The sequence below is a fragment of the Streptomyces sp. NPDC056373 genome (assembly GCF_042262425.1).
Taxonomy (GTDB): Bacteria; Actinomycetota; Actinomycetes; order Streptomycetales; family Streptomycetaceae; genus Streptomyces.
Map to the genome: position 1 here is coordinate 1 of NZ_JBHJPX010000023.1, position 12739 is coordinate 12739.

7 protein-coding genes and 1 pseudogene are annotated in these 12739 nt (G+C 69.4%); 5 read left to right on the forward strand and 3 right to left on the reverse strand.

Annotated features, from left to right (window positions below):
* Nucleotides 1-441: 441 nt before the first annotated feature.
* Nucleotides 442-1954, forward strand: a pseudogene (gene dnaE / locus ACFCXS_RS35480) (DNA polymerase III subunit alpha); the annotation flags it as partial.
* Between the two features lie 132 nt (nucleotides 1955-2086).
* Here dnaE and tpg read toward each other — a convergent pair.
* The 3 genes from tpg to ACFCXS_RS35495 form a co-directional block, all read right to left on the reverse strand.
* Nucleotides 2087-2677 carry a telomere-protecting terminal protein Tpg gene (gene tpg / locus ACFCXS_RS35485; protein WP_376647487.1) on the reverse strand — a complete coding sequence of 197 codons (591 nt, stop codon included), beginning with the start codon at nucleotides 2675-2677 and terminating at the stop codon, nucleotides 2087-2089.
* 3 nt (nucleotides 2678-2680) lie between these two features.
* On the reverse strand, nucleotides 2681-4921 hold the full coding sequence (gene tap / locus ACFCXS_RS35490) for a telomere-associated protein Tap (RefSeq protein WP_376647488.1): 2241 nt from the start codon (nucleotides 4919-4921) through the stop codon (nucleotides 2681-2683).
* 103 nt (nucleotides 4922-5024) lie between these two features.
* Entirely contained in the window at nucleotides 5025-5180 is a 156-nt protein-coding gene (locus ACFCXS_RS35495) for a hypothetical protein (protein WP_159054754.1), read from the reverse strand.
* Nucleotides 5181-5420: 240 nt separating this feature from the next.
* On the opposite strand from ACFCXS_RS35495, the gene ACFCXS_RS35500 reads away from it, so the two are divergent.
* The 4 genes from ACFCXS_RS35500 to ACFCXS_RS35515 all read left to right on the forward strand — a co-directional run bounded on the left by ACFCXS_RS35500 (nucleotide 5421) and on the right by ACFCXS_RS35515 (nucleotide 12663).
* Nucleotides 5421-8375, forward strand: a complete 2955-nt coding sequence (locus tag ACFCXS_RS35500; RefSeq protein ID WP_376647489.1) for a Z1 domain-containing protein — start codon at nucleotides 5421-5423, stop codon at nucleotides 8373-8375.
* A gap of 240 nt (nucleotides 8376-8615) precedes the next feature.
* The gene (locus tag ACFCXS_RS35505) at nucleotides 8616-9392 is read left to right on the forward strand and encodes a TnsA-like heteromeric transposase endonuclease subunit (RefSeq protein WP_376647490.1); all 777 of its coding nucleotides are present in this window, start codon (nucleotides 8616-8618) and stop codon (nucleotides 9390-9392) included.
* A complete protein-coding gene (locus ACFCXS_RS35510; protein ID WP_376647491.1) occupies nucleotides 9389-11641 on the forward strand; it encodes a transposase in 2253 nt (750 codons plus the stop codon). The genes ACFCXS_RS35505 and ACFCXS_RS35510 overlap by 4 nt, the downstream gene beginning before the upstream one ends.
* Nucleotides 11635-12663 carry a TniB family NTP-binding protein gene (locus ACFCXS_RS35515; RefSeq protein ID WP_376647492.1) on the forward strand — a complete coding sequence of 343 codons (1029 nt, stop codon included), beginning with the start codon at nucleotides 11635-11637 and terminating at the stop codon, nucleotides 12661-12663. Before ACFCXS_RS35510 ends, ACFCXS_RS35515 begins: the two co-directional genes overlap by 7 nt.
* Nucleotides 12664-12739: the final 76 nt, after the last annotated feature.

The following is a 12739-nucleotide window of genomic DNA, read 5'->3' on the forward strand; positions in this document are numbered from 1 at the left end:
GATGTCATACCAGTCAAGGTCACAACATCATCTCTGAACTCTAAGCACAGCAGGTCAGCAGCGTTCTCATGTCGTAACTACATAGAAGATCGACAACGCTGGCGACCCTCGCCACCGTCCTCGTCCTGGCCCTGACCGGCAACGGCACGGCGGCCGCGGCCGTCGCCGCTGCGGGAGCTACTGCTGGCGGTTTGCAGATCACCGTGCACATCCGGCGATGACTGCTGCCCGGGCACCTGCCGGGGCGCCCGGGCAGGCCCTGCTGGTTCGAGAGATCTCCGCCATCACCTGCTCCTCCCTGTCGTTGCCACAGTAGGACCAGGCACTGACAACGGCCCTTCCAACAGGAGGGACCACCGGCTCCTCCGCCCTTGTCCACGGCCCGACCCCGGTGGTCGGGCCGTGGACAAGGGCGGCACGGCACATCCCGTCTGGAACGACGCCGCCGACTACCAGGACATCTTCGGCAAGGACCGCTACTTCCTGGAGCCGATGGACCACGGCATCGACATCGAGCACCGGGTCCGCGACGGCCTGCTCGACATCGGCAAGAAGCTCGGCATCCCCCCGCTGGTCACCAACGACTCGCACTACTACACCTACGCGCACGAGGCGACCGCCCACGACGCCCTGCTGTGCATCCAGACCGGCAAGAACCTCTCCGACCCCGACCGCTTCAAGTTCGACGGCACCGGCTACTACCTGAAGTCCACGGACGAGATGTACGCCATCGACTCCTCGGACGCCTGGCAGCAGGGCTGCGCCAACACCCTCCTGGTCGCCGAGATGGTCGACACCACCGGCATGTTCGAGGCCAAGAACCTCATGCCGAAGTTCGACATCCCCGACGGCTACACCGAGGTCACCTGGTTCAAGGAGGAGGTCCGCCGCGGCATGGCGCGCCGCTTCCCCGGCGGCATCCCCGAGGACCGCCAGAAGCAGGCCGACTACGAGATGGACGTCATCATCCAGATGGGGTTCCCCGGCTACTTCCTCGTGGTCGCCGACTTCATCATGTGGGCCAAGAAGCAGGGCATCGCGGTCGGCCCCGGCCGAGGCTCCGCGGCCGGCTCGATCGTCGCCTACGCCATGGGCATCACCGACCTCGACCCGATCCCGCACGGCCTGATCTTCGAGCGGTTCCTCAACCCCGAGCGCGTCTCCATGCCCGACGTCGACATCGACTTCGACGAGCGTCGGCGCGTCGAGGTGATCCGGTACGTGACGGAGAAGTACGGCGCCGACAAGGTCGCCATGATCGGCACCTACGGCAAGATCAAGGCCAAGAACGCGATCAAGGACTCCGCGCGCGTGCTGGGCTACCCGTACGCGATGGGCGACCGGCTCACCAAGGCCACGCCCGCCGACGTCCTGGGCAAGGGCATCGACCTCAACGGCATCACCAACCCCTCGCACCCGCGCTACAACGAGGCCGGCGAGATCCGCGGGATGTACGAGAACGAACCGGACGTGAAGAAGGTCATCGACACCGCCAAGGGCGTCGAGGGCCTCGTCCGGCAGATGGGCGTGCACGCCGCCGGCGTGATCATGTCCAGCGAGCCCATCACCGAGCACGTGCCCGTCTGGGTCCGGCACACCGACGGCGTGACCATCACACAGTGGGACTACCCGAGCTGCGAGTCGCTCAGCCTGCTGAAGATGGACTTCCTGGGCCTGCGCAACCTCACGATCATGGACGACGCCATCAAGATGGCGAAGGCCAACAAGGGCCTCGACATCGACCTGCTGTGGCTCCCGCTCGACGATCCGAAGACCTTCGAACAGCGTGCCCCTCGAGGAGGTCCTGGACGTCACCTACGGCCTGATCGTCTACCAGGAGCAGGTGCAGAAGGCCGCCCAGATCATCGTCGGCTACTCGCTCGGCGAGGCCGACATCCTCCGCCGCGTGATGGGCAAGAAGAAGCCCGACGAACTGGCGAACAACTATGACCTCCCTCGACGACGTCCTCGACGAGGGCAGGCGCGTCGCGTTGATCCGGTACCTGGCCGAGGGAGCCGGGCCAGGACGTCCTTTCCCTGGCCACGCGGGGAAACTCAATATTTCTTCTAGGCGGGGACTTTCTTTTTAGAGTGAGATATCGATGTAGTCGATGTCTGTGAATTCGACTTCGAGATGGTCGGCGCGTCGTCCGTGGTCTTTGAAATATGTTTCTTGGATGCCTTCGGCGATAACTTCGTTGAGAGACTGGTCGCCCATGCCCTTCTGGGCGTCGAAGAGGCGCCGGGCGTAGTCGGCGGGGAGGTGCACTGTGATGCGCCGTGTGCGGCCGTCGTCGGTCGTGCCGATCGGCGCGCTGTAGCCGAACCGGGCGCGGGCTTCGACGGTGATACCGGTTGTGGTGGCGGCCTGCTTGCGGCGCCGGTCGCGGACGCGGGGCTGCCAGCGGGCGCGTACGGCCGCGTCGATCCGGTCAGCGATCGCCTCGGGCGGCTGTTTGCGCGCGCCGGTGCGGTAGCGCTCCACGGAGCGCTGGGTGATGCCGAGTTCCTGGGCGACGGCCCTGGTCGTCTTCAGCTGCTTCACCAGGAAGTTGATACGCCCTTTGAGAGTCTTGGGCGGGTCGTGGGTGAAGACTTCCTGGTCGGCCCGCTCGATGGCCTCCTGGACCAGGGCGTCGTCGGCGTCGGCGTTGCCCGGACGGATCCCTCGCACCACGGCCTACTCCCCTTCGTCCGCGACGGCGTCGCCGCCCTTGATGTGGCGGGCGGGGTTGTAGCCCTGTTCCATCAGGTCCACAGCCCACGCCATCTCCTGGACACCCTCCAGCTTGCAGAAGCCCGGGTTCGCCCCGAGACGGAAGGTGCCGTACACCGGCGTGCCCTCGCCGCCCAACGGCAGGAAATCCAGCGGGGAGGGCCCCGGGCTGGCGTAGACGACGCAGTCCGACAGCACGGCGAGCGGGTACCGACCGGTCAGGGCAGCGAGCTTGGCCATCTTGCGGTGCATGTTCACCCGCGCCTTGGCGATGACGGCCGCGCGGATGTCGGGCCGCCAGGTGGGGCGTTCCAGGGCGGGCCAGCGCTCCCCGTCACGGTAGTGGCGGCCCTGGGGTCGTTCGCGGAGTTTGCCGATGCCGCCCTTGACCGTCGACTTGATCGCCGACAGCACCATCGCGCCCTGCCGGTGCCGGCGCACCGCGGCGGGAAGGTTCTCATCACTCAGGTCGGCACGGCCCGGGGGCAGTTCGGCGAGCGCAGCGTGCAGAGCGTCGAGGCGGGTGTCGTCGGCGGCCGTATACGCCTTGTGCAGCGCCATCGCGTCCAGGAACGCCGCCGGGTCGGTGTCCTTGTCGACGGGGATGCTCATGTCGGCGATGGTAGTGAGGTAGGCGTCCTTGAGCCGGTCGTGCCACGGATCCAGGTACGCGCCGGTCTCCTGGCGTAGGTACGCCTCAAGCGGGCGGACCGCGCAGCCCAGTTCCTCCGCGTACGCCAGGGTCGCGGTGGTGTACCAGCCAGGTCCCTCGGGGCGCAGACCACTGGGAGTGAAGGGACTGGGCAGGCGCGCGTCCAGCTCGATGCCAGACAGGTCCACCAGCCAGGTGCCGGGAATCTTCTTGTCGAACACCGGCGTCGTGACGTGGACGGGCCCGGACAGGCCAACTGCGAGGCGGGCGGCGGCGGCGAGGAAGGCCGTGTTGATGTCGATGCCCACCGCCCAGGGCAGCAAGCACTCCTCGTCACTGAGCAGGTGGGGGTCGCGCACCCACTGATAGGCCTCCTCATCCAGGAAGCCGCGCTCCCAGCCCTGGGCGACCGGGTGCTCGAGGGGCGCCTCGGGCGGGGCCGGATCCATGGGATGGGTGAGTGCGCCCGGGTTCGGGCCGGAGACCCACGCACCGGTCACCTCGTCCTTGACCGGACGGGTCGGCGGCCGCAAAGCGGTCATCAACTCAAGCCCGGTCACGGCCATCGAGCCGCGCGGGGTGAGCACCCGGGAGGCAAACACGCCCAGAACGCGGGCGAGGTCGGCGGGATGGAGGGTCGCGGCGTCGCCCCAGGCACGAGTGTCGAGGGCGTCCCAGGAAAGGACCGCCAGTTGCACGCACTGCCGCTGCCCGCCCTGCGCGGGCCGGTAGATCCGCGGCCACGGCCCGAACCCCCGCTGGGTCAACTTCCACTTCGCCTTGGTGAGTTGCTTGATGACCGGGTGGTCCTCGGCCAGGCGCAGGCCCCGGCGGTCCTCCAGTTGCTCCGGCAGCCCGAACCGCGCGGCCGCGGACGCGGTGAGGACGATCAGCGGGTCGGAGTCCTTGCCGTGCCGGTGAAGCCGCGCCTGCCCGAGGCCTGACTCCCCCAACGTCCACTCCACCAACTGCGCAATGGTGGCCGCCGGGCAGTCCAGCAGCACGCCACCCAGGCAGTAGGCGGTGCCGTCCCCGTCCAGCACGGCCAAAGGGCCGTTCGGGAAGCGGGCATCGGATGCGGGCGCGGCGGCCTTGGGTCGCGCCGGACGCCGTGATGTCGACGCTGGCCTCGGGGCGCCGGACGGACCGGATGCAGCCCGAGCAGGCCGGTGGGGGCGCGGGGAACGCTCGGGAGCAGGCGCCATGTCGTCAGCGGGCCCTTCGGCGGGCGCAGGGTGCTGGGGTGGGGGCGTAGGCCCGGCGAAGGTCTCCGGCACGGGCTCGGTGGCCGGTTCGGCCGGGTGCTTCGCCGCCCAGCCCTCCAGCAACCGCAGATAGGCCTCACGGCGCGGCGGGCGCGGCTCCGAGCGGCCGTTCTCCCAGTTCTTCACCGTCTGCGTCGAAGTCCGCAGCACCTGAGCCAGCCGGGCCTGCGTGATACCGGCCGCCTCCCGCAGCCGAGCCCGCTCCGCCGACGGCGGCAACTCCGGCTCACCCGCCAGTAGTTCGTCCACCGCCGCGAACAGCTCATCCTGACTCGGTCGGTCCGCCATCGCCACCTCCACCACGGACCTTAGCATTATTTAACCCTGGATTTAGCCATTGGGCGCTCTTGTGCGGCCTCGTCTGATCACTCGTCACCACATCGCTGCGCTGTCAAAGCAGCAGCTGGAGCCAGTTCGGGAGCTCCGCTCCTGCGGTGCGCCCCAGGCCCGTGGCGATTCCGCCGATGAAGCCGAGGATCACGACCGCGGCGGCGCGGCGTAGGCGGGAGGTCTTGCGCTGGGGAGCTTCTGGAGCCGTTTGGGTCATGCTGCGAGCTTGAGGCGTGCGGAGGGTGGTGCGCAGCGCGCAACAGTTGCCAATGGAGCGCAACGCGTTGCCAATTCGTGCGCAACAGTCTGACAGGCCCAAGTGGCGGCCGACACTGGGTCAGTGACGACCAGTAGACGTCGAAGTGGGGCCGGCGCCCTCGGCCCGCTCCACCCGGATGCGGGCCCGGAGCGCCGGGAACTCGCCCTTGCTCTGCGCGAGTTGTTTCAGAGGCTCGAAATGCCCCTGCGGACGTACGCGAACAAGGAAGCGCGCGCCGCCAGCTCCGTAAGCCGCACGCTCAGTGGCGAGCGGCCCGCGCAGGAGGACTTCGTGAAGAACCTCCTCCACGACGCGGGCGAGCCCCCTCGGCCGCCGCTGTCCGAGGAGGAGACCGCCCGGGTGTGGGCGCTGTTCCGCAAGGACGAAGAGAGCCGCATGGATCCGGCGAGCCGCATCCGGCTCCTTGAGCGCAGCAGGCGCGAACTGGAGGAGCGCCTGCGCGAGTTGGAGGACAGCCGGGCCGCTGCGGACACGGACGGCACCGCGGCCGAGCTGGACTCCCTGCGCCACCGGCTGCACCAGCGCGAGCAGGAGCTGGCCCAGGTCGAGCAGGAACGCGATCAGCTGGCGCGGCGAATCAGAAAGCTACTCGCCGAGGCCGGACTCCAGGACGGCCACAGGCCCGTGGTGATCCGGTCGTCGTTCGCCCGGTGGTACGACCCGGAGGCACGGCCCGATCGGGGGCGGTACTGGCCCGCGTACGTCGACCTCCTGAGGCGGCGGGGGTGGGCGGACCCGAGGGTGGCAGACCTGGACGAGGCGACGGACCAGGTGGTGGAGAAACTGGCCAACCCGAGCGCGGCGGCGGCATACCAGGCCAAGGGCTTGGTGATCACGCCCGTGGGGTCCGGCACGAGCACCCACATCACCGGCACCGTGGCCAAGGCGGTCGACGCGGGCTACCGCCTGGTCATCGTGCTGACGGGACCGAGCAACACGCTGCGATACCAACGGCAGCGGACCCTCGACCGCGATCTGGTGGGGCGGGAGAACATCCTGCGCGGCGCAGACGAGTCCGAGGACTTCGAGTACGGGGACGATCCCGACTGGTTCAAGGCGGACGGATTCCTGCGGCACGGCCGACGTCCCGCCTCGGAGGGTTCGTTCGACATCGTCCGTCTGACGACGCGCGACAACGATTACGCCGGCCTGCGCCAGAGTCTCGCCGCGCTCGAGTACGAGAAGCGGATGCCGCAGCTGCCGCTGAACGATCCTGAGAACCTGCACGCCACGGCCGTACGGCTCATGGTCGTGAAGAAGAACAAGACCATCCTGTCCAAGCTGGTCAAGGACTTGCAGAGCATCCAAACGCCGCTGGTGGAGATCCCCACGCTGATCATCGACGACGGCACCGAGTGGGATCCGGGTGTCGTGAACACCCACAGGAAGGCGACCGGAACGGGGAAGGCGGGCTTCACGTCCGTCCAGACCGCCACGGCGGAACTGCTGGGCCTCTTGCCCAGGGCGCAGTACGTCGCCTACGCCACGTCACCCTTCGTCGGCACCCTCATGGACCCAGCCGCCTCGGAGGACCTGTTCCCGAGGGACTTCATCGTCTCCCTGCCGCGCCCCGCCGGCTACGTGGGTGTGGAGGACTTCCACGACATCGACTCGGACGTCCCGGAGGAGCGGCGGACCTTCGCCAACTCCCCGGAGAAGGCGCACGTCCGCCACCTCGTGCTCCGCGACAAGGACGATGACCAGGGCGAACGACAGGCGATGGACATGTTCGTGCTGACCGGCGCGGTGAAGCTGTACCGGGCCGCGCGTGGCGGGGGCGAAGCAAGAACCGACTATCGCCACCACACCATGATCGTTAACTCTTCGGATCGCGTCATTCGGAAGCGGGAACAGGCAGCGCGCTTGCGCCGCCTCTGGTATGAGGGCTCCTACGACCGGGCCGACGGTCTGGGACGGCTCCGTGAGCTGTACGAAAGGGACGTCGAGCCCGTTTCCTGCGAGCGGGCCGACGGGCTGCCCGTCCCCGAGTCCTTCGACGAGCTCGTACCGTACGTCGTTGCTGCGTGGTCGCGGATCGACTCCGACGGCAACGCCGTCGTAATCGAGAGCGGATCCACACACGACGAACACGGCGGGTACGAGCTGGACTTCACGCGGCGGCACATCTGGAAGATCCTCGTCTGCGGCTCACGGCTCTCCCACGGCGGCACCGTCGAGGGCCTGACCGTCATCTACCAGGGGCCCCGCACCGACAGCGCGGTGGTTCTAGCCGGGATGGGACGCTGGGCCGGCTTCCGTATCGGCTACCAGGACCTGATGCGGCTCTACTTCGCGCGGGTCCCGAACGATGCCGATGAGGGCCTTTTCCACGCCTTCGCGGCGATCTTCCGCGACCAGCGCTCGTTCCAGGAGGATCTGGCACGCTACGCCGTCGAAGTCGACGGCAGGCCACAGCTCACGCCCGCCCAAGTGCCCCCGCTGCTCGCGCAGCACCTGGGCGCGGTGGATCCGGAGCAGCGACGGAACGCTCTCTTCAACGCCGAACTGGTCGAGATCCGCTCGCCCGGCCGGTGGATCGAGCCGCTCGCCCACCCCGTGGACGCGGCGGCGAAAGCCCGGAACGTCCAGCAGTGGCGGCCACTGCTGGACGTCCTGGCGGAGCCCCGCGTGCTCAGCGGTCAATCCACCTCCCTCCGCGCCCGCACCGGCCTGGTCCCGCACGCCCGCCTGATGCATGTCTTCTCCGAGCTGGAGGGCACCGGGCCGCAGCTGCGCCCACACCTCCCCTACCTGGAGCAGCTGGGACGGGAGCCCGGGGGCCAGTGGCTACTGGTCGTGCCGCAACCCGCTGGTGACGGACCCACGGCATCGATTCTCGGCTTTGAATCGCTGCCGCTCTTCCGCCGAGTGCGTCGGGCCCACCGGGGGGACACCTTCGGCAGGATCACGAACCCGTTGCACGAGTCCGCGGTCGAGGCTGCAGTGGGTCGGGCCGACGGGGCGTTGTCACTCCTGGGGGCGGTGCTCCTATATCCCATTCACGAAGGGGAGGACGGCTCCGTCAACGAGGGTGAGGCGGACCCGTCGCAGATCGTCTTGGGGGTCGGCATCTACACCCCGGAGAAGGAGGAGGGCCCTTTGCTTCGCTTCGTGTCCGTACGCAGCCCTTGATGCGACCGGCGTTGAAGCCGGGGATGTCCCCTCGGTCCCTGGGTTGGCGGCGGGACGCCAGTACGACGCAGCAGACCCCCCAGGTTGGCGAGATAAGCGTCAAATTCCTGGCCAACTATGAAGCAAGGTCTCATCAGGCAGCCGGCTCGTGATGGCAATGGGCTGCCGTCCAAGACGCAGGGGATATTTCTGTCAACTCGGCTGCGGCGGCGAGGACTTGAGTTTGGGTTGACTACCCGTATGCAGGCGACGAACGACGCTGTTCGAGGCGGCGGCGATACGGCCGTAGATGCCAGCCGACTCGATGCACGCTTTCGAGACCCGCTGGGGCGCACACACCAGGTCCCGTGGCTTGAGGCTGCGCAGGACGTCGTCTTGGAGGACCGTCCTGCGGTACGGCCTTTCCCCGTCCGGCACGGGCGGCGGGTTGCTCCGGGCTGGTGGTGGTCGTCGACGACCGGGCGGCTGGTGGCGTACGGGTCCGGTGTCATGCGGACCCAGCTCATGCTGCTGGACCGGGAACCGGCGGTGGTGGCGCTGGCCTGCCGGCCGGTGGAACTCGTGTGGCGCGAGGACGGCAAGGTCGTCGGTCATGCACCGCAACTGATGGCCAGACTGCAGGGCGGCAGCGGCCTGTTGCTCGACTGCGCCGGACGCAGCGGGCCCTCTGCCCGGCTGGCGGCGCGGGCACGGGTTGTGGCGGATGCTGCCAAGGCAGTGGGCTGGTCCTACCGGCTCGCGAGGCCGCCGGATCCGGTGCTGGTGGCCAATGTGCGGTGGCTGGCGGGTTACCGGCATCCCCGGTACGCCGCGGGATCACGGATGCCCGCTCTGATGGAGGCGTTCGGCAGTCCGCGGCCGGCGGTAGAGGCGGTGCGGGAGCTCGGTGACCCGATCGCCGTGTGGCCCGCGGTCTTTCACACGCTGTGGAGCGGCGTGCTGAGCGTGCGGCTGGACGAACCGCTGCACGAGCGCGTTGTCGTCTCGGTCGCTCGGCAGGAGGCCGAAGCGGCATGACGCAGGCGGTTGTCGAGGTCGGGGCGCGGGTCCGCTACGACGGGCGGCTGTGGACGGTCGCTGTGCTGGAGGGTGCCCGGGTCTCGCTGGTGACCGACGAGGGTGCCTCGGCGGTGGTGTTGCTGCCCTACCTGTTCGCCGATCCGTCCTTCGGGGTGGAGGGCGGGTGGGCGCCAGGGAAGGTGGCGCCGTTCGGGCTGCTGGAAGCGCTGCCTGTGGGGGTACGAAAGCGGGCTCTGGCGTGGCAACGGCATGTGCGGGAGGTGGAGACCGGCTTCCCCGACGCGGTGGGGCAGGGCGCCCCGCGTGAGCAGTTCGACCCGGCGACGCGGAGCCTGGCGCAGCGGGAGCAGGCGAAGGCCGAGGAGTTGAGGGCGGCGGGCTGGGTGGCGAGTGCGGCGACGGTGCGCCGGATGCGGGCGCGCTACCGCAGCGAAGGCCTGTGGGGGCTGGTGGACGGCCGGGCGGTGCGGGAGCGGTCGGCGGTGGGGCGGGCCGATGAGCGGGTGGTCGCGGCAGTCAGGAAGGTGCTGGAGGGGCAGCAGGAGCGGTCGACGGGCACGCTGGTGCGGCTGCGCCGCCAGGTGGGGTGGCTGCTGGAGGAGGAGTACGGCGCGGGGGTGGTGGCCCTGCCGCCGGCATCGACGTTCAACCGGCTGGTGCACGCGGTCGCCGACGGGCAGGGGCTGCTGGGGACGGCGGCGCAGCGGCGGTGGCATGCGTCGCGTCCGGCCCCGCCGTTCACGCCGACGGTGGCACTGCGGCCGGGCGAGCTGGTGATGCTGGACAGCACGCCGCTGGATGTACTGGCGGTGCTGGACGACGGTGTGACCGGCCGCCTCGAACTGAGCATCGCGCTGGACGTGGCGACGCGCAGCATCTGCGCCGCGGTGCTGCGTCCAGTGGGCACGACGTCGGTGGACGCGGCGATGCTGCTGGCGCAGATGGTGGGGCCGGCGGCGATGCGGCCGGGCTGGGACGCGGCCCTGTCCATGCAGCGGTCGGTCATCCCTTATGACCGGCTGGTGGCGTTGGACGCGCGGCTGGAGCAGGCGGCCGCCCGGCCGGTGATCATGCCGGAGACGGTGATCGTGGACCAGGGCCGGGTGTACGTGTCGGCCTCGTTCATCTCCGCGTGCGAGAGCCTGGGAGTGTCGGTGCAGCCGGTGCCGCCGGCGAACGGCCCGGCGAAGGGAAACGTGGAGCGGACCTTCCGCGCCATCGCCGACGGCTTCAGCCAGTACCTGCCGGGCCACACCGGCTCCGATGTCTCCCAGCGGGGCGCGGCCGCGGAACAGGATGCCTGCTGGAGCCTGACGCAGCTTCAGGAACTGCTGGACGAGTGGGTCATCTGCGCGTGGCAGGAACGCCGGCACGAAGCGCTGCGGCACCCGATGATGCCGAAGGTCGCCGTCTCCCCCAACGAGATGTGGGCAGCTTTGGTGGCGTTGACCGGGCATGTACCGGTGCCCTTGTCCGCCGACGACTACGTCGAGCTGCTACCTCTTCGGTGGCAGGCCGTCAACGACTACGACATCCGCTTCAGCTACCGCACCTACGACCACCCCGGTCTGAACCCCTACCGGCGCCGGCGCTCGCCGCGGGCGGACAAGAACGGACGGTGGGAGGTCCACCACAACCCCTACGACCCGAACCGGGTGTGGGTGCGCCTGCCCGAGGGATGGCTCGAGGTGCCGTGGGTCCACGCGGAGGCGGTCCGGCGCCCGTTCACCGCGTTCACCTTCGACCACGTCCGCCGCACCGTGGAACGCCGACAAGGCCGTGAAGAGCACGAGGCGGCCATCGCCCAGGCACTCGATACGCTGCTGCGCCGTGCCAGCCAGGGACTGGGCAGCAGGCGGGAGCGGACGGTAGCCGCCCGGGCCCAGGCGGCCGCGCAGATGACCGGCCCCTCCCCCGCCACCACCCCGCAGCAGTGGCCTGCGCCTCTCGCGCCGGGGGCGTCGTTCGAGCTGCCCGGCTCCTTCACCGTCCCGTTTCAAGATGCCGACGGCTGGGACGCCGACGACAGCCTGGACGACATCGAGGACAACGCGAACGACGAGGACTACCTTCTCGCCGCCCTCGCCGACGGCCAGGACACCGCGGCAGACCACGCGGATGAGGCCGAAGCCTCCCTGCCGACGGCCGAAACGGCCCGGGACCAGGCCGCTGAGCAGACGCCGGACACCGCCGCGGCGGGCGGCATGCGCATCTACGACCCGTACCAGGAGGCCCAGGCATGGTGACAGCGGCCCAGCCCGCCACCACGAGCACGTTCAGTCCGCTGACCACGTGGGACGGATGGCAGCAGTTCGTCGACACGCCCCACGCCCCGGCGCTGGACGTTGGCGACCAGGAATGGACGCTGGAGCAGCGGGAGGACTACCACGCACGGTTCGTGGTGCTGAAGACCCCCGCGATGGACATCATCTCCACCGCGGTACGCCGTCTGCTGCTGCTCAACCGCGGCCAGCAGGGCGGAGCCAGACGCGGCCTGATCATCTCCGGGCCCGCCACCACCGGGAAGACCACCGCCATGCAGCAGCTCGGGCGCACCGTCGAACTCGCCGACCGGCGCCGCCACCCGAACCAGGACGGGCGGCTGCCGGTCCTGTTCATCACCGTGCCGCCGTCCTCCACCCCGAAGATGCTCATCAGCGAGTTCGCCCGCTTCCTCGGCCTGCCGACGCTGGAGCGGATGAACCAGATCCAGATCACCAACGCCGTGTGCGAGCTGCTGTGCGAGATGGGCACTCAGCTGGTCCTGGTCGACGACGTGCACCTGATGGACACCCGCAGCCGGGCCGGCGCCGAGACCTCCGACCAGCTGAAGTACCTCGGCGAGCGGATCCCGGCGACCTTCGTCTACTCCGGCATCGACGTCGAATCCTCGCCGCTACTGACCGGCGTGCGCGGCTCCCAGCTCGCCGGCCGCTTCAAAATCGTGCGCAACCAGCCCCTGCGCTACGGCAGCCCGGCCGACAAACAGATCTGGCACGACCTCGTGCACAGCATGGACAGCGCCCTGCGGCTGCGCCACCACCGGCCCGGCACCCTGCCCGCGCACGCCGCCTACCTCCACGCCCGCACCGGCGGCCGCATGGGCAGCCTCTCCCACCTCATCCGCGAAGCCGCCCTGGTCTCCCTGCTGGACGGCACCGAGAAGATCACCAAGAAGCTTCTCGAACAGATCGAACTCGACACCGCCGCCGAACAACGCGCCCGGGCACCACACCGCCGCCGGACGCCCACGCAACGTCAGCCCTGACCCACGGCGTCTTCCTCAACTCTCTGTCCCGCCCCCCGTTTGCCCACTGCTCGGATGCCGGTACATCCGAGCCCGC